Origin of the sequence: Cyanobium sp. Copco_Reservoir_LC18 (assembly GCF_009834675.1) — a bacterium.
Lineage (GTDB): Bacteria > Cyanobacteriota > Cyanobacteriia > PCC-6307 > Cyanobiaceae > Cyanobium > Cyanobium minutissimum.
Window position 1 is genome coordinate 133,588 of sequence record NZ_ASAC01000010.1, and the last position, 24,254, is coordinate 157,841.

The following is a 24,254-nucleotide window of genomic DNA, read 5'->3' on the forward strand; positions in this document are numbered from 1 at the left end:
ACGGAATCGCGGTGCTTACTGTAAGGGTCTTGCCGGCCGCACCGAGTTGGGCTGTCGAGAGTTGTGACGCAAGCCCCCTCCATGGAACCCGCCGCCAGCACCTCCCCCGCCCTCTCGGTGGCCCTCGCGGTCCTCGCCGTGCTGCTGGCCCTCACCGGTTTCGGGGTGTACACCGCCTTCGGCCCGCCGTCCAAGGGCCTCACCGATCCCTTCGACGATCACGACGACTGAGCCGCCGCGCTCCCCGCCGGCGCCCGCCGCAGCCGCCAGTGCCCCAGCTGCCAGGGGGCCAGGGCCAGCGGCTCCGGCCCCTGAGCAACCGGGTGCCGACTCCCCTCGCCGGCCCCCTGGGGTTGGCCCATGGCATCACAGGGCCCGAGAACGGTCCAGTCCGGTCCGGCTGAGAAGCGCCGCCGGCAGGGCCCCAGGTTCTGGACGCTGAGGAGCACGGCGCCCGATTCCGGTTCCGCGTCCATCGCCGCGCCGTCGGCATCCGCGCCGTCGTCCGCCGGCAGGGGCCGCAGGGCCACCAGCTGCAGGTCCTCGCCGAGGCACGGGAACAGCCTGTCGGCCGCGCCCCCCGCCTCGGCGCCTGCTCCGGCGGACGGCTCCATCGGCCGGCACCAGAGGGGCTCCCGCAGCCGGGTGGCCTGCTGGGGCGCCGCGGCCGCCCGCCAGCCGCCGGGGCAGGGCAGAAGGGCCAGCCGCTGCCGCTGCCAGCCGTTGTCGGCGCCGGGATCGGGCCAGGTGGGCGCCCGCAGCAGCGACACCCCCAGGCGCTCCGCCGTCGCCGACACCCCCTGGGGGCCATCCAGCAGCACCGCCAGCCCGTCGCCGCGGCCCGGGCCCACCGCGGCCATCCAGCTGACGGCGCCCACCTCCCAGCGGGCCCGCTCCCGGGCGGTGCGGGCCGTGGCCGGCCGCTCGATCACCCCGCCGGCGGTGTCGGCCGCCCAGCGGCAGGCCGGATCGGCCAGGGGAATCTCCAGCCGCAGCAGCTCGTGGCGCTGCTTCCACTGGGTGCCCAGCACCAGCTCCAGCCAGGGGCTGCCCGCCAGCAGGCGGCCGTCCAGGCGCACCGGGCTCTCGCCGCAGCGCCCGCGCCAGACGAACCGGGCGCAGAGCGGCCCCGTCTCCAGCCACTGCGGCAGCCCCTGCCAGCTCCAGGCCAGCGGATGGTCGCGGTAGTCGGCGGCCAGATCCCAGGCATCCCAGAACTCGCCCCGGTCGCGCCAGCGGCACCAGGCCAGCGGCCCCGCCAGCTGGGGCGTGCCGGCCCCATCGAAGAGCTGCTCCACCCCCGCCGGACCGATCAGCGCCGACACCAGACCGTTGCCCAGCCGCCAGCGGTCCGGCCCGCCGCCGGTGGCCCGCTCCAGCCGCACCGCCCCCTCCACGGGCGCCGCCACCGCCCCGGCCGCCGCGGCGCCGCCGCCGCCGGCGGACGCCGGGTGCCGCCGCAGGTGCCGCACCCCCACCCCCTCGAGGCCGGGAATCTGCAGCCACTGGCCGCCCCCGGGGGCCGGCTGGCCGGCCAGGCGCCGTTCGCCGTCCACCGCCGCCAGCCACCAGTCGCCGGCCGGCAGCCGCAGGGTGCGGGGCCGGGCCGGCAGCGGCTGCAGCTGCACAACGCACCAGGACTCAGCCGTGCTCGCGGGAGACCCGGCGGTTGCGGCGCCGGTCGCCGTTGCCGCGAGCCCCCGCCGCAGGACCCGGTCGCGCCGGCGGGCGGCCCGGCGGCGGGCGCCGCGCCACTGGGGCTCGGCCTGCTCGAACACCTCCGGGATGGCGGTGCCCGGCAGGATGTCGTGGAACTGCTGGAACAGCAGGGTGCGCCAGTCCTCGGTGGCGGCCGGTGCCGGCCGGCCGAACAGCGCCGCGGCCAGATCCGCCTCCCGCAGCAGCCGCTCCAGGCTGCGGTTGTGGCGCTTCTGGTCCGGCCGGCTGGTGGGGCAGCCGCGGTGCAGCTCCAGGTAGAGCTCGTCGCGCCACACCGGCAGCTGCCCCGCCAGCGACTCCAGGGGCTCCAGGTAGGAGCGCAGGGTGCCGTGGCGCTGGCGGGCCGCCACCGGCTGGGCCTGCCAGAGCGCCAGCTGCTCCAGCATCTCGGCGGTCGGCCCGCCGCCGTGGTCGCCGACCCCCGGCAGCCAGAGGGCGTCGGCGCAGCCGCTGGCGTGCTGCCACTGCAGCCGGTAGCGCTCCATCGCCACCGGATCGCCGTCGGTGCCGATCGGCGCCGTCATCAGCGCCAGCACCTCGGCGCCGCAGCGGCTGCGCCAGCGGAACAGCCGGTGGGGGAAGGGGTTGGTGGCGTTCCAGGCCAGCTTGTGGGTGCAGAACCAGCGCACCCCGGTGGCGGCCGCCAGCGCCGGCAGGCCGGCGGCGAAGCCGAAGCTGTCCGGCAGCCAGGCCAGCCGGTGGTTCCACTCCGGGAACGTGCGCAGGCTGTAGGCCTGGCCCTCCTGGAACTGGCGCAGCAGCGAGGTGGTGGAGAGCAGCACGCAGTCGCTCTCCACCCACGGACCGTTGAGCGGCTCGAAGCGACCCTCCCGCATGGCCCGGCGGACCCGCTCGAACAGGGCCGGCCGGTGCCGCTCCAGCCAGGCATAGAGCGCCGGCGTCGAGTGGCCGAAGTGGAGCGTGTCGAAGCGCTCCATCAGATCGAGGGCCGAGGCGAAGGTGCGCTCCGCCGCCTGCCAGGTGTCGGCCACCGGCCACAGCCAGGCCAGATCGAGGTGGGCGTGGCCCAGCACCTGGACCGCCCCCTCCCCCGGCGCCCCGTCGTGCCGGTGCCCGCGGCGCAGCTCCTGCAGCTCGGTGGCGGTCGCCTCCAGCAGGCCGAGGGGGTCGGCCGGATCCAGCGGCTCCAGCTCGATGCGGCTGCTGATCAGGGCGCCGTCGTCGTGCAGGGGGCTGCGCAGCCGCAGCTCCAGATCCAGGGCCTCCCCCCGCCACCAGCGCTCGGGCAGGGGCCAGCGGCAGGCGGTGTCGAACAGATCGCCGCTGTGGATGCGCTCGCCGTCCACCCACAGCTCGGCGCTGTCGGCCCACCAGCGCAGCGCCAGTCGCGCCCGGGCCTCCGCCGCCAGGGGGGCCCAGGCCCCTGGGCACGGGCAGTGCAGGCGCAGACGGCACCCCTGGCCGCCCCGCGGCCAGATGATCAGTCCCCGGGCCGCCCAGTCGGGGCGATGCCGCAGCCCCCACTCCCTCCCCAGCGCCGGACCGCTTCCGCCCCCGGGCCGGTCGGCCTGCCAGAGGGGTTGGAGATCCAGGGGCCGGGGCATGGGGAACGTGACCGAAACGTTTCAATCGGAGCCGGTTGCCCCCGCCAAACGGCATCGGACAGCCTGGATGGCCAACCACCACCCATAAGATGATGCGGCTGCCGAGGGGTCATCGAGACCCGTACCGGCGCCTGTCACTCCCTGTCACCCGCCGGACAGACCATGCTCGCTCTCAAGATCTCGGTTTACTCCGTCGTCTTCTTCTTCATCGGGATCTTCGTCTTCGGCTTCCTGGCCAGCGATCCCACCCGCTCCCCCAGCCGCAAGGACCTGGAGGACTGATCCCCTTCGGCGGCGGCACCACCCCGCCACCCGTCCGGAAACCGGACCGCCGCGGGGGGACGCCCCCGAACTCCCATGGCAGGATCGGCCGCGTTCTTGCCGCTCATGCGCTGCCTGTGGTGCTCCATCCCCGCTCGGGACGTCGCCAGGCCCCTGCAGGCCTGACCCCCGGGCTGGTCCTGTGGCTGGGCATCTCCGCTGGGCTGACCCTGACGGCCGCACCGGCCCAGGCACGGCCGGACACACCCTCCAGGCTGCGGGCCGCCCAGGCCCAGCTCCCTTCGCCGCCGGCAGCCGCCCCCGGCACCGCTTCCACCCCGGATCCCTTCGACGACGAGCCCCAGGCCGCGCCTGCCGCCGATCCCCAGGCCGGCGTTGAGCCCCCGGCCGATCCGGCACCCACCCTTCAGCCCCCGGCCCCGAGGCGTCGGCCCCTGGCGGTCACGCCCCAGCCCCAGCCCGCACCGGAACTCCCACCGGCTAACCCCGCCGCCGCCGCCGCGCCGGCCCCGGGCCTGGAAGCCGCTCCGGCCGGCGACGCCATGCCCCTGGAGCTGGAGCTCACCGCCAACCAACAGGGTTACGACGGCCAGCTGCAGCGCTTCGTCGCCACCGGCAGCGTCATGGCCCGCCTCGCCGGCGGCCGCCTGCTGGCCGACCGGCTGGAGTTCGAGGCCACCACCCGCACCCTCTACGCGGTGGGCAACGTCCGCTTCCAGCGCGGCCAGCAGTACCTGCAGGGCAGCCGCCTCCGCTATGCCCTGCTGGAGGGGGTGGGGGAGATCGACGACGTCTACGGCGTCATCGACCTGGACTCCACCAAGGAGGACTTCGACCTCGAGGCCGAGGCCTCCCAGCCCCTGCCGCCGCCGGAGCCGATCAGCTGCACGCCCGTCTACCCGGCCGTGCCCACGTGGCATCCCTACCCCTGGGCCGTCACCGCCTGGGCCGGCCAGATGTACGCCGGTGAATTCGGCGACACCTTCACCTTCAGCGGCCGCTTCCGGCCCGAATACCTCGGCGGCATCGGCCTGCAGCGCCGCTTCTTCCAGGCCGGGCCCCTGTCGCTGGAGTTCGATGCCAACCTGCTGGGGCACCGGGCCAGCGCCCAGCCGGGCGGTGGCTTCAACCAGGCGATCCCCTTCTCCGACACCCCCGCCCAGGCTTTCGGCGAGTTCACCGCCGGTCTGGGGCTTCGCCTGTGGCTGCGGCCCTGGCTCAACGTCTACTTCGTGGAGGGCCTGAGCGTTCTCACCGCCAAGAGCAACTACGAGCAGACCTTCCGCCAGAACTCGGCGCGCCTGCTCAACTATCTGGCCTTCGAGGTGGAGGCCCTGGTCACGCCCCGCTGGTCGGCCGTCGGCCGCATCCACCACCGCTCCGGCGCCTACGGCACCTTCAGCGGCGTCAGCGAAGGCAGCAACGCCTACCTGGTGGGCCTGCGCTACCGCTTCGGCACCGACAAACCCGCCAGCCAGCCGATGCCCGTGCCCCCCGCCCAGGGGTGCCCGGACGCCCCGCCCCTGGCCAGCGAGCAGCCCGATGGGCTGGCCCAGCAGCTTGAGCAGGTGACGATGGGGCCGGGCTGGACCGGCACCAGCGGCCAGCCGGCCCCGACGCCCCCCGTCAAACCGCCGGAGGACAAGGGCGGGGTGTGGCGCAACGCCCGGCACCAGGAACGGCTGCGCCGCGAGGCCATCGCCCGGATCCCCCAGCGGGTCGAGAACGTGACCTTCGAGCGCAGCCTCAAGGCGGAGCGGCGCTTCGGCTTCCCGCGGGAGTTCACCACGCCGGAGGTCGCCAACGATTTCGGAACGACGCGGCCGGAGCAGCTCAGGGACCAGACCACCCAAGGCAACCAGGAGCTGATCAAGGGCACCGTGAGCCGCTGGCGCATCCAGGCCCGCCGCCTCAAGATCACCCCCAACACCCTCTCGGGCGATCGGGTGGGCTTCACCAACGACCCCTTCACGCCGGCCCAGTCGTGGATGGATTCGGAGAAGGTGGTCATCACCCTGCTGCCCAACGGCGACACCCTGGTCAGGGCGCGCCGCAACACCCTGCGCCTGGAGGATCGCCTGCCGATCCGGGTGGTGCGCCAGCGCCGCATCCAGAAGGAGGAGGAGGTGAGCAATCCCCTGGTGATCGGTAACGACCGCGAGGACCGGGACGGCTTCTTCCTCGGCTACAACATCCCGGTCAGGATCGGCGAGAAGGGTCTCCTCAACCTGCAGCCGCAGGTGATGGTCCAGCGCCTCTACACCGGCAACACCGACGCCTACCCCCTGCCGGGATCCCCACCGGGCTCCACCAACATCGTCGAGCAGCCGGCCAAGACCGGCGACTACCTCGGCTTCGACGCCCGTCTCACCGGACCGGTGTTCGGCTTCAACGCCGATGCCCGCCTCTCCATCTCCACCTTCAATCCCGACAACTTCGCCAACGGCACCCGCAGCTTCGGCGACCTCTCCCGGCTGGTGAAGGTGCCGGTGCTGGGCTTCAGCACCTTCCGCCTGTTCGGGGCCTACCGCTTCCGCACCTGGAACGGCTCCCTGGGCGAACAGGACGTCTACTCCGCCTATGGCGTCTCGCTGGAGCAGCAGGGCAGCCTGCCCAGCTGGGGGTCGATCTCCCGCAGCTACTACTGGCGCATGGGGGTGGGCAACTTCCAGGCCAACCCCACCACCGGCACCGATCTGCTGCAGCTGTGGCGCGCCAACGCCATCGGTTCGATGAACTTCTCGTTGCCGATCTGGACCGCCAAGCCCACCACCAGTCCGCCCGTGGTCTCGCTGGCCAACACCCCGGTGCCCATCGTTCCGGGCCTGCGCTTCAACGCCAACCTGCTCGGGGTGGCCGCCTACTTCAGTGACGGCACCAACCAGAACACGATCGGGCTCTCCGGGGGGCCCACCCTCACCCTGGGCCGGTTCGAGAAACCGTTCTTCGACTACACCCAGCTGACCATCACCGGCGGCATCACCCTGCGGCAGGGCCAGAGCCCGCTGAACTTCGACCGGGCCGTCGACCTGGGCACGGTCGGCATCGGCCTGTCGCAGCAGATCGTGGGGCCGCTGGTCTTCAGCGGCGGCATCGGCTTCAACGTCGACCCCAGTTCCGGCTTCTACGGCGACGTCACCGGTTCCTACCTGGAGCTGCGCTGGCAGCGGCGCTCCTACGAGATCGGCGTGTACTACAGCCCCTACGACGGCCTGGGCGGCATCCGCGTGCGGCTCAACGACTTCAACTTCAACGGCCCCGGCACGCCCTTCATCCCCTACCACCCCACCCAGGGGGTCCTGCAGCGCCCCTTCTAGGCGGTGGCGAAGCCGGCCAGATAGGGGAGCCGGCCGGCGGTGGCCCGCAGCTCGGCGTCGTGGGCCACCAGCTGGGCGGTGCCGTTCCACTCGCCGCTCGTCAGCATGCGGCGGGGGCCGGGCGCCAGCTCCAGGGGCCACTCCAGAGGCTCGCCATCGGCCTCCAGCACCACCCGGGGCGGCTCGAGATCCAGCTGCAGCCCGGCGCCAGGATGGGCGGCGACGGCGGCCTGGAGGGCCAGCACCGTGGCGTGGTCGGCCGTGAGGCAGGGGATGCCCAGGGCCAGGCAGTTGCCGAAGAAGATCTCGGCGAAGCTCTCGCCGATCACCGCCCGGATGCCCCAGCGCATCAGCGCCTGGGGGGCGTGCTCCCGGCTGGAGCCGCAGCCGAAATTGCGGTTCACCACCAGGATCGCGGCGCCCTGGTTGTCGGCCCGGTCGAAGGGGTGGTCGCCGGCCCGCTCGCGGCGGTCATCGGCGAAGACCCCCTCGGCCAGCCCGTCGAAGGTGACGCACTTGAGATAGCGGGCCGGAATGATCCGGTCGGTGTCGATGTCGTCCCCGGGCACGACGACGGCGCGGCCCTGGCACCGCTGGATCGGTCCGGCCGGGAAGGGGGTGGCGCTCATGCTGGGGTGGCGGCGGGCTCTGGGGAGGACGGGGTGGCGATCAGGCGGCGCACGTCGGCCACGTGGCCGCTCACCGCCGCCGCGGCCACCATGGCCGGGCTCATCAGCAGGGTGCGGCCGGTGGCGGAACCCTGGCGCCCCTTGAAGTTGCGATTGCTGGAACTGGCGCTGATCTGGCGCCCCTCCAGGCGGTCGGGGTTCATGGCCAGGCACATCGAGCAGCCCGGCTCGCGCCATTCGAAGCCCGCCTCACGGAACACCGCATCGAGACCCTCCGCCTCGGCGGCGGCCGCCCCCTGCTCACTGCCCGGCACCACGAAGGCCTTGATGCCCGCCGCCACCTGCCGGCCGCGGGCGACGGCGGCGGCGGCCCGCAGGTCGCTGAGGCGGCCGTTGGTGCAGCTGCCGATGAAGCAGACATCCACCGGCAGCCCCTCGATCGGCGCCCCGGGGCGGAGATCCATGTAGCGGTAGGCCTCCTCGGCGATCGGCCGCTCGTCGCTGTCGGTCTGCTCGAGGGTGGGCACGGCCTCGTCGACGCCGATGGCCTGCCCCGGCGTGATGCCCCAGGTGACGGTGGGCGCGATCGTGGCCGCATCGAACACCACCTCGTCGTCGAAGACGGCGTCGGGACCGGAGGCCAGGGCGCTCCACCAGGCGACGGCCCGCTCCCAGGCCTCGCCGGCGGGGGCGTGGGGCCGCCCCTTGAGATAGGCGAAGGTGACGGCGTCGGGGTTGACGTAGCCGCAGCGCGCCCCGCCCTCGATGGCCATGTTGCAGAGCGTCATCCGCTCCTCCATCGAGAGGGCCTCGATGGCCGGGCCGGCGAACTCGTAGGCGTAGCCCACGCCGCCCTTCACCCCCAGGGTGCGGATCACGTGCAGCACCAGATCCTTGGCGTAGACACCGCTATGCAGGGTCCCCTCCACCTGGATCCGGCGCACCTTGAGCTTGCCCATCGCCAGGCTCTGGCTGGCGAGCACGTCACGCACCTGGCTGGTGCCGATGCCGAAGGCGATGGCCCCGAAGGCGCCGTGGGTGGAGGTGTGGGAATCGCCGCAGGCCACGGTCATGCCGGGCTGGGTGAGCCCCAGCTCCGGGGCGATCACATGCACGATCCCCTGGCGGCCGCTGCCGAGGCCGTGGAGGGTGATGCCGTGCCGGGCGCAGTTGGCCTCCAGGGTGGCGAGCATCTCCTCGGCCAGGGGGTCGGCGAAGGGCCGGGCCTGGGAGGTGGTGGGCACGATGTGGTCGACCGTGGCGACCGTGCGCTCGGGATGGCGCACCGACAGGCCCAGATCGTCGAGGGCGGCGAACGCCTGGGGACTGGTGACCTCGTGGATCAGGTGCAGCCCGATGAACAGCTGGGTGGCACCGCCCGGAAGATCGGCGACGCGGTGCAGCTCCCAGACCTTGTCGTAGAGGGTGCCGGCGCTCAAGAGGAAGGATCAAGACGGTCCGAAACCACCCTAGAAGGAGGGTGTTCCGCTGGTGCGGGCTCCCGGCGGAACAGGCCGTTGAGGTAGTGGCGGGCCACGGCGCGGTCGTGGCTGCCGTGCTGGACCAGGAACCCGGCCAGGGCGGCCTGCATGAGCCGGTACTGGTCCCACTGGGGATGCACCCGGATGAACTCCCGCATCGCCTCGAACAGGTCCTCCGGCATCTGGTTCTCGATGCTCACGGTGCGGGGAGCGTGGTCGGGAATCTGGCTCATGCGGCGCTGGTCATCGGTCCCCCCCATCAGGCCATGGGGCCACCCCCCGCGTCAAAGCGACCCCCACCGGGCCGGTCCCAAGGGACCGCCGCTGAGAATCCCGGCGCGGGGCGGCTTCCCGGCCGCCGCCCGGGGGTGGCCGCCGCGGCGGTACCCGCCGGGGGACGTGGTCAAGGGGGGGAGGCCTTTCCCGCAGCCGGGAGCCAGGACCCCTCCGGCAGCTCGGTCCGTCCGCCGCCACCTGTGGAAAACGTCCCTGCTTTCGGGGGAAAAGGCCCAGGCCGGGGGGAAAAGTCCATGCCTCAGGATTCGTGATCGTTGGCGGCCGCCGCAGCAGATGTTCCGATCAGGCCGGCTCAGATCGCCCCAGTGTTCAGCCGTAACCGCAGACGGTTCAGGCTTTCCCCCACCGTCAGCGTCTGGATCCAGCCGCGCTCGCGGCCGCTGCCGAAACGCACCGCCTCGCTGCGGCAGCCATCGGGCCCGGCCACGGCGATGTGCACCAGCCCCACCGGCTTCCCGTCGCTGCCGCCGCCGGGTCCGGCGATGCCCGTCACCGCCACGGCCCAGGTGGCGCCGGTGAGGTGGCGCACCCCCTCCGCCATCGCCACGGCCACCGGGTCGCTCACCGCCCCGTGGCGCTCGAGCACCGCCGCCGGCACCCCCAGCAGCGCCTGCTTGACGGCGTTGGCATAGGCGATCACCCCACCGAGGAACACCTCCGACGCCCCCGGCACCGCCACCAGGGCGGCCCCGAGGCCACCGCCGGTGCAGGACTCCGCCACCGCCAGGGTCTCGCCCCGGCGCCGCAGGGCCGCCAGCACCACCGAGGCCAGGCTGTCGCCATCGGCGCCGAAGCAGCTGCTGCCGGTGCGGCGGCGCAGTTCCGCCTCCACCGGGGCCAGCAGGGCGGCGGCGGCGGCCGCGTCGCCGGCCCGGGCCGTGACCCGCAGCTTCACCTCCCCGGCCCCGGCGTAGGGGGCCACGGTGGGGTTCTCCAGGGCCAGCAGGTCGTGAACCCGCTCGGCCAGGTCGGACTCGGCCACCCCCCAGAAGCGCAGCATGCGACTGGCGAACACCCCGCCCGCCAGGCCCGCCTGCCGCAGCCAGGGGGCCGCGGTAGCGTGCCACATGGCCCGCAGCTCGCTGGGCACGCCCGGGAAGGTGAGCACGGTGAACCCCGGTACCGGGGTCCAGATCATCCCGGGCGCCGTGCCGGTGGGGTTCGGCAGCACCTGGGCCCCCCGCGGCAGCAGGGCCTGCTTGCGGTTGGAGGGGGCCACGGTCCGGCCCCGGGCCGTGATCCGGGCCTGGATCGCCGCCCAGATCTCGCCGTGCTCCACCAGGTCGGCGCCGAAGGCCGCCGCGATCGCCTCGGTGGTGAGGTCATCGGGGGTGGGGCCCAGGCCGCCGGTGGTGACGAGAACCCGGCAGCGGCCCGAGGCCTGTTGCACCGCTTCGATCAGCCGTTCCCGGTTGTCGCCCACCACCTGCTGGCGGTGGTGCACCACCCCGAGGGCCGCCAGCTGTTCCGCCAGCCAGCGGGCATTGCCGTTGACGATGTTGCCAAGCAGCAGCTCGGTGCCGATGCAGAGCACCTCCACCCCGGCGTCGCCGGGGGCCCCGCTCACTTGGCCTCCTCCTGCATCTGGCGGCGGCAGACCACCAGCACGGCGATCAGCACGGCCGTGGCCAGCGCCAGCCAGAGGAAGCGCATCTCGGCATTGGCCAGCACCAGGGCGATGGACGCCAGCCACTGGGTGAAGGCATAGATCAGCACCACCGTGCGGCGGTGGCTGAAGCCGGCCCGCAGCAGGCGGTGGTGCAGGTGGCGGCGATCCGGGTAGAAGGGGGAGCGGCCGGCCCGGAGGCGGCCCATGATCACCGCCGACATGTCGGCCAGGGGCAGGGACAGGATCATCAGGGGCAGCAGCAGGCTGACGCTGGTGAGCCGCTTGGCCGGGCCGACGATGCTGATCGCCGCCAGGGCGAAGCCGAGGAAGTAGGAGCCCCCGTCCCCCATGAAGATGCGGGCCGGGTTGAAGTTGTGGCGCAGGAAACCCAGGCAGCTGCCGGCCAGGGCCGCCGCCAGCAGGCCGGCGGCGGGCTGGCTGAGGCTGAAGCTCACCGACAGCAGCCCCACGGCGGCGATGCCGCTCACCCCCGCCGCCAGCCCGTCGAGGCCGTCGAGCCAGTTGATGGCGTTGGTGATTCCCACCAGCCAGACCACCGTGGCGAGCAGGCTCAGCCCCTCCGGCAGGGGCAGCCCGGCGGCCGGGCTCCCCAGGCCGAAGGGCAGGTCGATGCTGCCGATGCGCACGCCCTGGTTCCAGACCGCCGCGGCCACGAGCACCTGGCCGCAGAGGCGGGGCAGGGGGGGGAGGGCGAACAGGTCGTCCGCCAGGCCGATCACGAAGAAGCAGAGGGCCCCCGCCAGGGTGGTCCAGATCAGCTGGTCCTTGTCGGGCGGCAGGTCGGCGAAGCCGCCGAAGGTCCAGGTGCAGGCCAGCGAGAGGCTGAAGCCGGCCACGATGCCGATGCCGCCGAGCCGCACCATGGGCAGGGTGTGCTGCTTGCGGTCATCGGGCGGATCGACCAGCCCCCAGCGCAGACCGAGCCTCCGCACCACAGGCACGATCAGCGCCGTGAGCAGGGCCGCCGCAGTGGCCGTGAGAAGGGCCGCCGCGTTGGGGCTGTAGGCGAGGGTCACAACGGCGGGCCGGAAAAGTGCGGTCCTGAAGGCGACACGTTACGGGTGAACGGGGCCGTCAGGCGTGCTGGAGCTCACGTTGTCGTCCATAGAGGGGGAAGCGGCCGCAGAGGGAGGCCACCCGTTCGCGGCAGCGCAGTTCCGCTGCGGCATCCTCCGGGTGCAGCAGCCGGTCGGCGATGACGTCGGCCACCTCGCGGAAGGCCTCGGCATCGAAGCCGCGGGTGGTGAGGGCGGCGCTGCCCAGGCGCAGGCCGCTGGTCACGAACGGCGACTCCGGATCGAAGGGCACCGTGTTCTTGTTGGCGGTGATGTTGACGTCGCTCACCAGGCGGTCGGCCAGCTTGCCGGTGAGGCCGATGGAGCGCAGGTCGAGCAGCACCAGGTGGTTGTCGGTGCCGCCGGAGACCACGGCGATGCCCCGCTCCTGGATCCGCTCCGCCAGGGCCTGGGCATTACGCACCACCTGCTGGCTGTAGCTGCGGAAGCTGGGCTGCAGCGCCTCACCGAAGGCCACGGCCTTGGCGGCGATCACGTGCTCCAGCGGCCCCCCCTGGGACCCCGGGAAGACGGCCTTGTCGAACTGGCGGCCGAAGGTCTCGTCGTTGCAGAGGATCAGCCCGCCCCGGGGGCCCCGCAGGGTCTTGTGGGTGGTGGTGGTGACGACGTGGCAGTGGGGCACCGGGCTGGGGTGCACGCCCGAGGCCACCAGGCCGGCGATGTGGGCCATGTCGGCCAGCAGCCAGGCCCCCACCTCGTCGGCGATGGCCCGGAAGGCGGCGAAGTCGATCGTGCGGGGGTAGGCGGAATAGCCGCAGATGATCAGCTTCGGCCGGTGCTCGAGGGCCAGCTGGCGGATGGTGTCGAAGTTGAGCTGGTGGGTCTCGGGGTCAACGCCGTAGTGGACGGCCTTGAACCACTTGCCCGACACGTTCACCGGCGAGCCGTGGGTGAGGTGGCCGCCATGGGAGAGGTCCATCCCCAGGATCGTGTCGCCGGGCTGCAGCAGGGCCAGGAACACGGCGAAGTTGGCCTGGGCGCCGCTGTGGGGCTGGACGTTGGCCCAGGCCGCACCGAACAGCTGCTTGGCCCGCGCGATGGCCAGGTCCTCGATGATGTCGACGTGCTCGCAGCCGCCGTAGTAGCGCTTGTGGGGCAGGCCCTCGGCGTACTTGTTGGTGAGCACGGAGCCCTGGGCCTCCATCACCGCCCGGGAGGCGAAGTTCTCGCTGGCGATCAGCTCCAGGTGGGTCTGCTGACGCCGCAGCTCCTTCTCGATCAGGGCGGCGATGGCCGGATCGCCGCTGGCCAGGGGGCTGTCGATGGACGCTGCTGGGTGCGCAGGGCCGTGATCCGCTCGGTCCGCCATGGGGCTACTCGGTGTGAAACCGATCGTAGGCAAACGCCGCAGGCCTGGCCGGGCCCCACCCACAGCCCCACCGGCGCCCACAGGACGCCACCGGCCCCACCTCCGGACCAAAAAAAACCGCCCCGGGGGGCGGTGTGGGAAGGAACGCGCCTGGAGAGATTCGAACTCCCGACCCTCTGATCCGTAGTCAGATGCTCTAATCCGCTGAGCTACAAGCGCCTGCCCGGTCATTCTCACCCCACGGGGTGCCGATCCGTCAACAACGCCCCCGCCACCCCCGGCCCGATAGGGTCCGCAGCAGAGCCCAACCACCGCCTGCGGCGGTCTTCCCCACCATGCCGATCCGCTGGTACGGCCCCGCCGATCCCGACGATCCCACCTATCGGCACTTCGAGCGGATCGTGAACCTGACGCTCCATGCCGCCCTGTTCGCCGCCGTCAACAGCGGCCTCTGGTTCGTCCAGGGCCTGCGCCACCCCTGGTCCCACCTCAGCTGGCTCACGATCGGCTGGGCGGCCCTGCTGCTGGTCCATGGCAGCGTGGTGGTGCTGCAACGCCCCGAGCCCCAGCCATGACGCTTGCCGCCGCCGATCTCGAGGAACTGACCCGGGCCATCGCCGACCGGCTGTACGTGCAGGTGGCCGGCTGGCACCTCTATCTGGGCGATGCGGGCCTGGCCCAGATCCTGGCGATCGAATGCGCCGCCCGGCTCGACCAGGGCGCCGAGGTCTGCGCCCGCCAGGCCCTGGAGGCGGTGCAGGTGCCGATCGGCGGCGGGGCGACGCGCCTGCCCCTGGCCCGGCTGGTGCCCGCCGGCCAGCTGCGTGATCTCGAAGACGTGCTGCAACCCTTTTGCTGATGCCCGCGGCCGGAAGCCCGTTCTACCGATAGGGTGACGCCCCACGCAGGCGGGTCGTGCTGGTCATCGAAGTCACCAATGCCCGTGACGTGGTCCGCCAGCGCATCGGCCGGCTCGGCGGGCGTCTGATCGGCAAGGTGGTCGATGCGGAGGCCCAGGTGGAGAAGGCCCTGATCCAGGAGCTGGAGAGCGCCTTCCGCGATTTCGGCATTGAGGCCCGCATCTTCTCCATCGATGGCCCCCAGATGATCGGCCGCTCCCATCTGGAGATTCCGGTGCAGGTGCGGGAGGAGCGCCAGGTGCGGCTCCCCTAGGCCCGGCGGCGCACCATCCGCAGCAGCTGGCCGGCCTCGGGCACGCCGGCGAGGCTGGCCAGCAGGCCGTAGAGGCCCACCGCCAGGGCGGCACAGAGGGTGTTCTGGAGCAGCAGCCCCCCCAGGCCCGGGGGCCAGGCCACCTCCAGCGACAGCCACCAGCAGGCCGCCCCGCCCACCAGGGCGGCCAGCAGCAGCTTGCCGCTGTCGACGGCCCAGAGCCGCAGGGGCAGGCCCCCCAGCCGGCGGCTGAGGGCCAGCAGCAGGCCGGCGCAGGTGATCAGGTTCACCGCCACGGTGGCCAATACGAGGCCGGCGGCACCGGCGTTGAGCATGGGCAGCTGGAGGCCCCAGGCCGGGGTGGGGCCGCCGGTGAAGGCCCAGCAGAACACGGCGTTGAGGCCGATGCCGGCCAGGGACCAGCGGAAGGGGGTGTTGCCGTCGCCGAGGGCATAGAAGACCCGCACCAGCACGTCCCGGCCCAGGTAGGCCGGCATGCCGATGCCGTAGGCCATCAGCAGCTGGCCCACCAGGTCGGCGGCGCCGCGGTCGAAGGCGCCGCGCTGATAGATCAGGGCCACGATCGGTACGGCCAGGGCCACCATCAGCGCCCCCAGGGGCAGCATGGTGGCGTTGGAGAGCATCAGGCCCTGGCGGATCCGGGCCACCAGTTCGGGCCGGTCCTCCGGCGCCGTCAGCCGGGCGAACACCGGCAGCAGCGGCACCAGCAGCACGTTGGAGAGCAGGCCCAGGGGCGTCTGCACCAGCAGGTTGGCGTAGCCCAGGCCCGCCGCCGCCGCCGGCATCCCCGAGGCGAAGAACAGCGACACGAAGACGTTGATCTGCAGCATGCCGGAGGAGAGGGTGGCCGGCCCCATCACCTGCAGCACCTCCTGGACGCCGGGATCGCGCCAGTCCCACACCAGCTGCAGCCGGTTGAGACCCTCCTTGGCCAGGGCCGGCAACTGGATCAGCCACTGCAGGATCGCCCCCACCGTGGTGCTGGCGGCCAGAACCACCCCACCGATCAGCGCCGTGGCGGGCAGGGTGATGGTGCTGCCCAGCTGCCACCAGAGCAGGCCGATGCCGCCGATGACGGCGACGCTGGAGAGCAGCGGGCTCACCGAGGGCAGCCAGAACACGTCGGCGGCGTTGAGGGCGCCGAAGCCGAGGCCGATCAGGCCGGCGAACAGGGCCATCGGCGCCATCCAGCGCAGCTGCAGCACGGCGAGGGCGTGGCGCTCGGCGTCGAGGCCAGGCCCCACCAGATCGATGAGCGGATCGGCGGCCACCAGCAGCAGCAGGGTGACGACGATCAGCCCCGCCCCCACCAGCGTGTTGATGCTGGCCAGCACGTGGGCGCCCTCGTGGCGCGGCCGCCGGGCCAGCACGCTCACCATGGCGCTGTGGAACGGGCCGTTGATGCCGCCGAGCAGGATCAGCAGAAACCCCGGCAGCACATAGGCGTAGTTGTAGGCGTCGTAGGCCGCGCCCACACCGAAGGCGGCGGCGATCACCTGCTGGCGCAGCAGACCGGCCACCTTGCTGAGGGCCGTGGCCACCCCCACGATCAGGGCAATCCGGCGCAGGGATCGGGCCATGGCGGCGGGGCACTGCCCATCGGAACGCACGGCAGTATGGCCCTCCCCCCTCGGGCAGCCGACCCCATGGCCCCAGCGACCGTTGCCGTGCCCGTGCTCTCCATCGGCCCGCTGGCGGAGGGGGTGCTGCTGAAGCGCTACAAGCGGTTCCTGGCCGACGTGCAGCTGGACGATGGTCAGACGGTGACGGCCCACTGCCCCAACACCGGGCCGATGACCGGGGTGCTGCGGCCGGGCGGCCGGGTGCGCCTGCGCCATGACCCCTCACCCAGCCGCAAGCTGGCCTGGACCTGGGAGCAGGCCGAGGTGCCCGGCCACGACGGCAACCCGGTCTGGGTGGGGGTCAACACGGCCCTGCCCAACCGCCTGGTGCGGGCCACGATCGAGGCGGGATGCCTGGAGCCGTGGCTGGGCCCCATCGGCAGCATCCGCGCCGAGGTGCCCTACGGCGAGGGGCGCCGCAGCCGGATCGACCTGCTGCTGACACCCGCCGAAGGCGCCGCCGACCCGCGGCCGATCTACGTGGAGGTGAAGAACACCACCTGGAGCGACGGCGACCTGGCCCTGTTCCCCGACACGGTCACCGAACGGGGCCAGAAGCATCTGGTGGAGCTCACCGCCCTGGTCCCGGGGGCCCGGGGGGTGCTGGTGCCGTGCCTCAGCCGCGGCGACGTGACGCGCTTTGCGCCGGGGGACAGCGCCGACCCCCGCTACGGGGAGCTGTTCCGGGCCGCCGCAGCGGCCGGGGTGGAGGTGCTGCCCTGCCGTTTCAGCTTCGATGCCGCGGCCGTGACCTGGCTGGGCCTGGCCGCTCAGGCCTGGTGATGGTGGTAGTGGGTGCCGCGATAGATGAGGTCGAGGGCCCCATCCACCGGGGACGGCTGGTGCCGCAGCGGCGCGTCGTAGTGATGACCGCGGTAGACGTGGTCGATCGGGGCGGGCGAGGGGAGCTGGTCGTGGGTGTGGTCGTAGCGGAGACCGCGGTAGCAGAGGGCGGAACGGGCCATGGCGACAAAGTCGGAGACAGGGAGGCCGGGGTGGCTTCCCTGATGCATTTCTAGCGCCTCAGCACTGTCCAGAATGAACATTTCTAGGATTTCTTTGCATCCTTTAAGGATCGGCCCTGTCCCGGCCTGCCGGGCGGCGCGGCGGCCTCCGGTTGATTTGGTAGCGAATCAGACATTGGAACGGATGTCCGTCATGGATAGTCGGAGCTTGTTGATGCCTACTCCGGCGTCAGAAGTCGAACGTTCTCTTCACCACGTTCCCATGATCGATTCAAGTCACCCGCACAAGGTTCGACCGCCGAGAAGTCTCAGCGAGGCCAGCCTGCTGGAGGCCCCGGCCCTCTTAATGCGCAAGGTTCGTGGTCTCTCCTCCCGGACCGGCCTCACCTGGTTCGCCTGTGTGCCTCTGGCCCTGTTCATCCTGGGCGTGTTCAATCTGTCGGCCCACGCGGCCGAGCTGCCCGAGCTCACTCCCGCCTTCCTGATCAACAACCTCTGGCTGGCCATCGCGGCCTTCCTGGTGATCTTCATGAACGCCGGCTTCGCCATGGTGGAAGCCGGGCTCTGCCGCCAGAAGAACGCCGTCAACATCCTGGCCAAGAACCTGATCGTCTTCGCCTTGGCCGCGACCGCCTACTGGGTCATCGGATACTCCCTCATGTACGGGGATTCCGTGGTGGGCGGCTGGCTCCACTTCAAGGGCCTGTTCTTCGACCCCACCGTCACCCCCGAAATGGTGACCGAAGGCAAGCTCGTTCCCAGCGTCGACTTCCTCTTCCAGGTGGCTTTCGCCGGCACCGCGGCCACGATCGTCTCCGGTCTGGTGGCCGAGCGCATCAAGTTCAATGAGTTCGTCGTCTTCTCCCTGATCCTGGTCGGCTTCATCTACCCGATCGCCGGCAGCTGGAAGTGGAACGCCAACGGCTGGCTCAACCAGCTCGGTTTCATCGACTTCGCCGGATCCACCCTCGTCCACTCCGTCGGCGCCTGGGCCGGCCTGATCGGGGCGATGATCCTCGGCCCCCGCATCGGCAAGTACATCGACGGCAAGCCCCAGGCCATCCCCGGCCACAACCTGGCCATCGCCACCCTCGGCTGCCTGATTCTCTGGCTGGGCTGGTACGGCTTCAACCCCGGCTCGGTCCTGGCCATGAACGAGACCGTTCCCTACATCGCCGTCACCACCACCCTGGGGGCCGCCGGCGGCGGCATCGCCGGCACCCTGTTCTCCCAGATCCACTCCGGCAAGCCGGACCTCACGATGACCATCAACGGCATCCTGGCCGGCCTGGTGGCTGTCACCGCCGGTTGCGACGGCTTCCCGATGTGGTGCGCCTGGGTCGTGGGCTTCATCGGCGGCGCCATCGTCGTCTACGCCGTCACCTTCATCGACTCGATCGGCGTCGACGATCCGGTGGGTGCCTTCTCCGTCCACGGCGTCGGCGGCATCTGGGGCACCCTGGCCGTTGGCCTCTTCAACGGCGAGAAGGGCCTGCTCTTCGGCAAGGGCTTCGGCCAGTTCGGCCTGCAGATCCTGGGCGTGGTCGCCTACGGCATCTTCACCGTCGTCACCGCCTGGATCGTGTGGAGTGTGCTCGGAGCGCTCTCCGGTGGGATCCGGGTCGAAGAGAAGGAGGAAGTGCAGGGTCTCGACATCGGCGAGCACGGCATGGAGGCCTATCCCGACTTCGTCGCCTCCACCAACTGACTGCCGGGGCCTGCTCCCACCACCGACCGCGGCTCACGCCGCGGTTTTTTTTCGCCCGTCCCACCGCCGACCCCCATAGAGTCGGCACAACCCGGTACCTGCCTGTGGACACCCGTGCCTTCAAGCGCTCCCTCCACCACTCGGATCGCTACAACCGCCGCGGCTTCGGCCTGGGTGACGAGGTCGCGGGCAGCCTGGAGCAGGCCTACCAGAGCAACCTGATCGCCAGCCTGCGGGAGAACGGCCACGTGCTGCAGCGCGGGCGCCTCAAGATCCGCCTGGCGGAGGCCTTCGGCTTCTGCTGGGGCGTGGAGCGGGCGGTGGCGATGGCCTACGAAACCCGCCGCCACTACCCCAGCGAGCGGATCTGGATCACCAACGAGATCATCCACAACCCCTCGGTCAACGCCCATCTGCGCCAGATGGACGTCCGCTTCATCCCGGTCGACGACGACGTCAAGGACTTCTCCGAGGTGGGCACCGGAGACGTGGTGATCCTGCCGGCCTTCGGCGCCACCGTGCAGGAGATGCAGCTGCTCAACGAACGGGGCTGCCACATCGTCGACACCACCTGCCCCTGGGTGTCGAAGGTCTGGAACACCGTGGAGAAGCACAAGAAGCACGCCTTCACCTCGATCATCCACGGCAAGGTGAAACACGAGGAGACCCTGGCCACGAGCTCCTTCGCCGGCACGTACCTGGTGGTTCTCGATCTCGCCGAGGCCCGCATGGTGAGCGACTTCATCCTCGAGCGGGGCCAGGGGGCCATCGATCGCAAGGCCTTCATGAGCCATTTCGCCAATGCCTGCTCCCCCGGCTTCGATCCCGACCGGGATCTGGTGCGGGTGGGCGTCGCCAACCAGACCACCATGCTCAAGAGCGAGACCGAGGAGATCGGCCGGCTCTTCGAGCGCACCATGCTGCAGCGCTACGGCCCCGCCGAGCTCAACGAGCACTTCCTCGCCTTCAACACCATCTGCGATGCCACCCAGGAGCGCCAGGACGCCATGTTCGCCCTGGTGGACGAGCCCCTCGACCTGATGGTGGTCATCGGCGGCTACAACTCCTCCAACACCACCCACCTGCAGGAGATCGCCGTCAGCCGCGGCATCCGCTCCTTCCACATCGACACCCCCGAGCGCATCGGGCCGGGCAACCGCATCGAACACAAGCCCCTGGGCGGTGAGCTCGAGATCCTGGAGCCCTTCCTGCCGGAGGGGCCGGTGCGGGTGGGCATCACCTCCGGCGCCTCCACCCCGGACCGGGTGGTGGAGGACGTGATCGAACGCCTGGTGGGCCTCAGCGAGGAGTGAGCCCCCACCGGGTGGCTTTACATTCACAAAAGGTTTTCCTCCCCCCAGGGCCGCCCGGGAGATCAGAACCCCCGTCCTTTCTGGCCGTTCCCCTCTGACCCACCGCACGCCCCAGACCACGATGGCGGCAGGCTCCTCCCTGCACCAGGGTCCCGACGACACCGGGCCCACCCCCAGCGAGCCGCTTCGCGACAGGGCGGACCCTGCCATCCGCCGCTACGCCAGCGCCTTCGCCGACCTGATGGAGATGCGGGCTCCGGCCACCGTGGTGGGCGCCTACCTCGACCGCCATGAGGGCTGGTTCCGCCGTTGTGCCGCCCCGATGACGGTGGAGCCCATCGGCAGCCAGGGGTATGTGCTGACCCTTGGCCGCTTCGGCAACTTCGGCTTCGAGGTGGAGCCCACCATCGGCCTCGAACTGCTCCCCCAGGCCGCCGGGGTCTACCGCATCGTCACCGTGCCCCTGCCCGACTCCGACGCGGCCCTGAGGGGGCTCTACGACGTCGAGTTCGCGGCCTCCCTGCGCCTAGACGAGGCCAGCGGCTCCGAGGTCTCCCATGAGGAGGTGGACGGGGTGATGCTGCACACCCTGGTGCGCTGGCAGCTCGACCTGGCGGTGTGGCTGCGTCTGCCCGGCATGCTCTCCCTGCTGCCGGAGCACCTGGTCCAGAGCAGCGGCGACCATCTGCTGCGTCAGATCGTGCGGCAGATCTCCCGCCGCCTCACCTGGAAGGTGCAGGAGGATTTCCACGCCAGCCACGGGATCCCCTGCCCGCCGCGGCGCCGGGCCCAGTTCTGAACCCACGCCGCCCGGGGTCTCTGCTCAGGGAGCGGGGGCGGTGAGGATCTTGTTGACGATCTGCATGCCGCTGACGGCCTGCCACAGGAACAGGGTCATCAGGGTCATGTTGAGTCCCACGTGCACCTTGCGGGCAATCAGGTTGCCGGCCTGCATCAGGGGGGAGAGAGAGGCCGCCAGGGCGATCAGCGAGAGCATGCCGAGCCCCACCAGGAGGTGCGGGCTGACGAACAACTTGCCGTTGTTGATGTAGGTGACCGCCATGCCGCCGATGCAGCCCAGCACCATCAGCGCCAGAACGAGGCTGCCGAACTGGAAATGGCGCTTGGCGAACTGCCCCTTGATCAGCTCCTTGCGGTCCTCGGCGGTGGCTGTGCGGGTCTTCTTGGCCTTGATCCCCAGGACCATGGCGTAGCCCGCCAGACCCAGCAGCACCCACATCAGCACGGGGTGGGCGAAGTTGAGGGCGAAGGCGATCGAAGCGGGAAGGGCGGCGAACATGACGCGTTGGAACTCCACCGGGCCAGGGCCGGCTGCGAGTGCATCGAAGTTACAACTTCTCCGTGCCCTCAGTGCAGAAAGTGACGACGGCCGGTGATCACCATCACCATGTCGTTGGCGTTGCAGGCGGCGATCGAATCGGCGTCGCGCTTGCTGCCGCCGGGTTGAATCACCGCCCGGATGCCGTGCTCCGCCGCCAGCAGCACGGTGTCATCGAAGGGAAAGAAGCCGTCGCTGGCCAGCACCGCCCCCCGGGCGGCCCCAGCGGCCGCCTCGAGGGCCAGCCGGGCCGAGCCCACCCGGTTCATCTGGCCCGCCCCGACCCCGAGCGTGCGGCCGTCCCGGGCCACCAGGATGGCGTTGGAGCGCACATGGCGCACCACCTGCCAGGCGAAGCGCAGATCCCGCCATTCCTCCTCGCTGGGCTGGCGCGTGCTCACCACCTGCCAGCTGTCGGGATCGGCGGGGCCGTCATCGGCCTGCTGGGCCAGCACCCCCCCCAGCACGCTGCGCAGCTGCAGGGCCCCGGCGGCCCCGGCCACGGCGCCGGGGTCGAGCTCCAGCAGGCGCAGGTTGGCCTTCGCCGCCAGCCGCTGGCGGGCCTCCTCGCTGAACGACGGCGCCACCACGCATTCCAGGAACAGCCCCGCCAGGTGCTCGGCGGCCACCAGATCCACCGGCCCGTTGAGGGCGACGATGCCCCCGAAGGCGGAGACCCGGTCGGCATCGAGGGCCCGCAGCAGGGCCTCGGCGGTGTCGGCACCGATGGCGACGCCGCAGGGGTTGGTGTGCTTGATCACCACCGCCGCCGGCTCGGCGCCCGGGCCGTAGCCGAAGGCCGCCACCGTGGTGAGGGCCGCCTCCAGGTCGATCAGGTTGTTGTAGCTGAGCTCCTTGCCCTGGAGCTGGCGGGCCGCCCCCCAGCCCACGCCCGACTCGCCGAACCAGCGGGCCCCCTGGTGGGGGTTCTCGCCGTAACGGAGCACCTGGCGCAGGGGCAGCTCCAGCCGGAGGGGTTGACCCGGTTCATCGGCGAGTCGGCCATCGATCCAGGCGGCGATGGCGGCGTCGTAGGCGGCGGTGTGGGCGAAGGCCGCCAGGGCCAGCCGGCGCCGCAGGCGGGCGTCGACCTGGCCGGCCGCCAGGGCCTCCAGGAAGCCCGGGTACTGGTCGGGATCGGTGAGCACCGCCACATCGGCGTGGTTCTTGGCGGCGGCCCGCACCATCGCCGGGCCGCCGATGTCGATGGTCTCGATGGCCGTCTCCCAGCTGACGGCGGGGTCGGCCACGGTGGCGCGGAAGGGATAGAGGTTGACCACCACCACATCGATGGGGGTGATCCCCTGGGCCTCCAGGTCAGCGCGGTGGGACGGGTCATCCCGGCGGGCCAGGATGCCGCCGTGGATGCGGGGATGGAGGGTCTTGACCCGGCCGCCGAGGATCTCCGGGGCGCCGGTGTGCTCCGCCACCTTCGTCACCGGCAGGCCGGCGGCGGCCAGGGCCGCGGCCGTGCCGCCGCTGGAGAGCAGCCCATAGCCCTGGGCCAGCAGCCCCTCCGCCAGCGGCACCAGGCCCCGCTTGTCGGACACGCTCAGAAGGGCCGTGGGAGCCATGACGGCGGAAGGGACGGGGGAGGAGCCAACCTACGCAGCAACCGCCGACCCTCACCGTGCCCACGGATCTCCTCGCCGACCTGCCGCCGGGCGAAGACGACTGCACCGCCCTGTTCGCCGGCCCGCGCCAGGCCACCAGTCGGCTGGTGCTGCTGCACGGCTGGGGGGCCGATGCCGATGACCTGCTCGATCTGGGGCCGGTGCTGCTGGGCGCCGATCCGGCCGGCATCGGCCTGAGCGTGGTGGCCCTGCGGGCTCCCCTGCCCCACCCGGCCGGCCAGGGCCGCCAGTGGTATGACCTGCAGCAGCCCGAGTGGCCCCAGCTGCCCGAAGCCCGTCGGGCCCTGCGCCAGCGGCTGCTGGCCCTGGGCACGTCGGTGCCGCTCCAGCACACCTGCCTGCTGGGGTTCTCCCAGGGGGCGGCCATGGCCATCGACGTGGCCACCGGCGGCGGCCCGGACGACGGCGATCCCCTGCCGTTGGCGGGGCTGGTGGCCTGCAGCGGCTACCCCCATCCCGACTGGCAGCCCCGGACACCCCGCACGGCGATCCTGCTCACCCATGGGGAGCAGGATCCAGTGGTGCCGTTCGCGGCCAGTGTGGCTTTGGAGCGATCGCTCGCGGAGGCCGGTGGATCGGTGCGACGGATCGCCTTCCCAGGCGGTCACAGCATCGATGCCGAGCTGATCGCTCCGATGCGGGAGTTTCTGGTCAGGAGCTGGCAGGGACGCTGACCAGAAGCCGCCGGGAGGGAATCAGACGAAGGCGTACTCGTACTCCTCCATCTCCTCCCAGTCGTCGGAGGCGAGGGACTCGAGGCCCTCGAAGAGCACCTCTTCGCCGATGGTGTCGACGATCAGTCGCAGGGACGGGAACAGGAAGTGGTTCTCTTCGGCGTACTGGGCGCTGAACAGGCCCTTCTCCCCCCAGAAGAAGCGGTCGGTGGTGTGCTCGTTGCGACGCACGTTGAGGATCGCCGGAGCCGTCAGCTCCGTTTCGGCGATGTAGCGGCGGGCTGCCGTCACCGGTTTGTGGGAGCCGGTTTCGAGGTTGAAGGTCGGGACATGGGCGAGGACCCGCTGGCCTGCGAGACGACGGCGACTGATCCGCTTGCGCTTCTTGGACATGGGATGGATCCCGGTGAAGGGAGACCGAAAGGTGGAGTTGGGGGGGGGGCTGCAGACGCGCGACGGCGGCGGGGGCCGGCGCCGAACGAAAGGGAGGACCGACCACC

At 71.6% G+C, this 24,254-nt stretch carries 23 protein-coding genes and 1 tRNA gene; 11 read left to right on the forward strand and 13 right to left on the reverse strand.

The features are described from left to right. Positions 1-81: 81 nt before the first annotated feature. On the forward strand, positions 82-231 hold the full coding sequence (gene psbN / locus L107_RS04745) for a photosystem II reaction center protein PsbN (protein ID WP_159816680.1): 150 nt from the start codon (positions 82-84) through the stop codon (positions 229-231). Here psbN and L107_RS04750 read toward each other — a convergent pair. Further along, complete coding sequence (locus L107_RS04750; protein ID WP_159816681.1) at positions 219-3,284, reverse strand: alpha-mannosidase; 3,066 nt, start codon at positions 3,282-3,284, stop codon at positions 219-221. The two genes, psbN and L107_RS04750, sit on opposite strands and share 13 nt — an antisense overlap. Before the next feature lie 162 nt (positions 3,285-3,446). On the opposite strand from L107_RS04750, the gene L107_RS04755 reads away from it, so the two are divergent. After that, positions 3,447-3,566: a photosystem II reaction center protein I gene (locus L107_RS04755; protein ID WP_015109632.1), complete on the forward strand. Its 120-nt coding sequence runs from the start codon at positions 3,447-3,449 to the stop codon at positions 3,564-3,566. A gap of 119 nt (positions 3,567-3,685) precedes the next feature. After that, the gene (locus L107_RS04760) at positions 3,686-6,883 is read left to right on the forward strand and encodes a DUF3769 domain-containing protein (RefSeq protein WP_236550514.1); all 3,198 of its coding nucleotides are present in this window, start codon (positions 3,686-3,688) and stop codon (positions 6,881-6,883) included. Here L107_RS04760 and L107_RS04765 read toward each other — a convergent pair. The 7 genes from L107_RS04765 to L107_RS04795 all read right to left on the reverse strand — a co-directional run bounded on the left by L107_RS04765 (position 6,880) and on the right by L107_RS04795 (position 13,524). Next, entirely contained in the window at positions 6,880-7,512 is a 633-nt protein-coding gene (locus tag L107_RS04765; RefSeq protein ID WP_159816683.1) for a 3-isopropylmalate dehydratase small subunit 2, read from the reverse strand. The genes L107_RS04760 and L107_RS04765 overlap by 4 nt on opposite strands. Then, positions 7,509-8,951, reverse strand: a complete 1,443-nt coding sequence (gene leuC / locus L107_RS04770) for a 3-isopropylmalate dehydratase large subunit (protein WP_159816684.1) — start codon at positions 8,949-8,951, stop codon at positions 7,509-7,511. The genes L107_RS04765 and leuC overlap by 4 nt, the downstream gene beginning before the upstream one ends. Further along, positions 8,948-9,226 carry a DUF2811 domain-containing protein gene (locus L107_RS04775; RefSeq protein WP_159816685.1) on the reverse strand — a complete coding sequence of 93 codons (279 nt, stop codon included), beginning with the start codon at positions 9,224-9,226 and terminating at the stop codon, positions 8,948-8,950. Before L107_RS04775 ends, leuC begins: the two co-directional genes overlap by 4 nt. 356 nt (positions 9,227-9,582) lie before the next feature. Beyond that, positions 9,583-10,857 (reverse strand): competence/damage-inducible protein A, encoded by a 1,275-nt coding sequence (locus tag L107_RS04780; RefSeq protein WP_201295805.1) that lies wholly within the window; start codon positions 10,855-10,857, stop codon positions 9,583-9,585. After that, complete coding sequence (locus tag L107_RS04785) at positions 10,854-11,936, reverse strand: MraY family glycosyltransferase (RefSeq protein WP_159816686.1); 1,083 nt, start codon at positions 11,934-11,936, stop codon at positions 10,854-10,856. The genes L107_RS04780 and L107_RS04785 overlap by 4 nt, the downstream gene beginning before the upstream one ends. Positions 11,937-11,994: 58 nt before the next feature. Next, positions 11,995-13,305 carry a serine hydroxymethyltransferase gene (gene glyA / locus L107_RS04790; protein ID WP_159816687.1) on the reverse strand — a complete coding sequence of 437 codons (1,311 nt, stop codon included), beginning with the start codon at positions 13,303-13,305 and terminating at the stop codon, positions 11,995-11,997. Between the two features lie 145 nt (positions 13,306-13,450). Continuing rightward, positions 13,451-13,524, reverse strand: a tRNA-Arg gene (locus L107_RS04795). Between the two features lie 116 nt (positions 13,525-13,640). Between L107_RS04795 and L107_RS04800 the strand changes: the two genes are divergently transcribed. Genes L107_RS04800 through L107_RS04810 form a run of 3 tightly spaced genes read left to right on the forward strand, consistent with a single transcriptional unit; the run spans position 13,641 to position 14,478 of the window. Beyond that, a complete protein-coding gene (locus L107_RS04800) occupies positions 13,641-13,880 on the forward strand; it encodes a 2TM domain-containing protein (RefSeq protein ID WP_159816688.1) in 240 nt (79 codons plus the stop codon). After that, a complete protein-coding gene (locus L107_RS04805) occupies positions 13,877-14,164 on the forward strand; it encodes a DUF3181 family protein (protein ID WP_015109641.1) in 288 nt (95 codons plus the stop codon). Before L107_RS04800 ends, L107_RS04805 begins: the two co-directional genes overlap by 4 nt. A gap of 56 nt (positions 14,165-14,220) precedes the next feature. Next, positions 14,221-14,478 carry a hypothetical protein gene (locus L107_RS04810; protein WP_015109642.1) on the forward strand — a complete coding sequence of 86 codons (258 nt, stop codon included), beginning with the start codon at positions 14,221-14,223 and terminating at the stop codon, positions 14,476-14,478. Here the strand turns inward: L107_RS04810 and murJ are convergent. Next, entirely contained in the window at positions 14,475-16,079 is a 1,605-nt protein-coding gene (gene murJ, locus L107_RS04815; protein ID WP_159816689.1) for a murein biosynthesis integral membrane protein MurJ, read from the reverse strand. The two genes, L107_RS04810 and murJ, sit on opposite strands and share 4 nt — an antisense overlap. Before the next feature lie 66 nt (positions 16,080-16,145). Here murJ and sfsA point away from each other — a divergent pair, with 66 nt between their 5' ends. After that, on the forward strand, positions 16,146-16,904 hold the full coding sequence (sfsA, locus tag L107_RS04820; protein ID WP_159816690.1) for a DNA/RNA nuclease SfsA: 759 nt from the start codon (positions 16,146-16,148) through the stop codon (positions 16,902-16,904). Here the strand turns inward: sfsA and L107_RS04825 are convergent. After that, the gene (locus L107_RS04825; RefSeq protein WP_159816691.1) at positions 16,892-17,086 is read right to left on the reverse strand and encodes a DUF4278 domain-containing protein; all 195 of its coding nucleotides are present in this window, start codon (positions 17,084-17,086) and stop codon (positions 16,892-16,894) included. The genes sfsA and L107_RS04825 overlap by 13 nt on opposite strands. Positions 17,087-17,348: 262 nt before the next feature. Here L107_RS04825 and L107_RS04830 point away from each other — a divergent pair, with 262 nt between their 5' ends. The 3 genes from L107_RS04830 to L107_RS04840 all read left to right on the forward strand — a co-directional run bounded on the left by L107_RS04830 (position 17,349) and on the right by L107_RS04840 (position 20,906). Further along, positions 17,349-18,794, forward strand: a complete 1,446-nt coding sequence (locus tag L107_RS04830; protein ID WP_159816692.1) for an ammonium transporter — start codon at positions 17,349-17,351, stop codon at positions 18,792-18,794. A gap of 104 nt (positions 18,795-18,898) precedes the next feature. Then, on the forward strand, positions 18,899-20,107 hold the full coding sequence (locus tag L107_RS04835; RefSeq protein WP_159816693.1) for a 4-hydroxy-3-methylbut-2-enyl diphosphate reductase: 1,209 nt from the start codon (positions 18,899-18,901) through the stop codon (positions 20,105-20,107). A gap of 121 nt (positions 20,108-20,228) precedes the next feature. Then, complete coding sequence (locus L107_RS04840; RefSeq protein ID WP_159816694.1) at positions 20,229-20,906, forward strand: DUF1997 domain-containing protein; 678 nt, start codon at positions 20,229-20,231, stop codon at positions 20,904-20,906. 24 nt (positions 20,907-20,930) lie between these two features. On the opposite strand, the gene L107_RS04845 is transcribed toward L107_RS04840, so the two are convergent. After that, positions 20,931-21,407, reverse strand: a complete 477-nt coding sequence (locus L107_RS04845; protein ID WP_159816794.1) for a DUF4079 domain-containing protein — start codon at positions 21,405-21,407, stop codon at positions 20,931-20,933. 68 nt (positions 21,408-21,475) lie between these two features. Continuing rightward, positions 21,476-23,020, reverse strand: a complete 1,545-nt coding sequence (gene purH / locus L107_RS04850; RefSeq protein WP_159816695.1) for a bifunctional phosphoribosylaminoimidazolecarboxamide formyltransferase/IMP cyclohydrolase — start codon at positions 23,018-23,020, stop codon at positions 21,476-21,478. A gap of 56 nt (positions 23,021-23,076) precedes the next feature. Between purH and L107_RS04855 the strand changes: the two genes are divergently transcribed. After that, complete coding sequence (locus tag L107_RS04855) at positions 23,077-23,754, forward strand: alpha/beta hydrolase (RefSeq protein ID WP_159816696.1); 678 nt, start codon at positions 23,077-23,079, stop codon at positions 23,752-23,754. A 21-nt stretch (positions 23,755-23,775) separates the two neighbouring features. Here L107_RS04855 and L107_RS04860 read toward each other — a convergent pair whose 3' ends face one another. Beyond that, positions 23,776-24,147 (reverse strand): DUF3155 domain-containing protein, encoded by a 372-nt coding sequence (locus L107_RS04860; RefSeq protein ID WP_106220974.1) that lies wholly within the window; start codon positions 24,145-24,147, stop codon positions 23,776-23,778. Between the last annotated feature and the right edge of the window lie 107 nt (positions 24,148-24,254).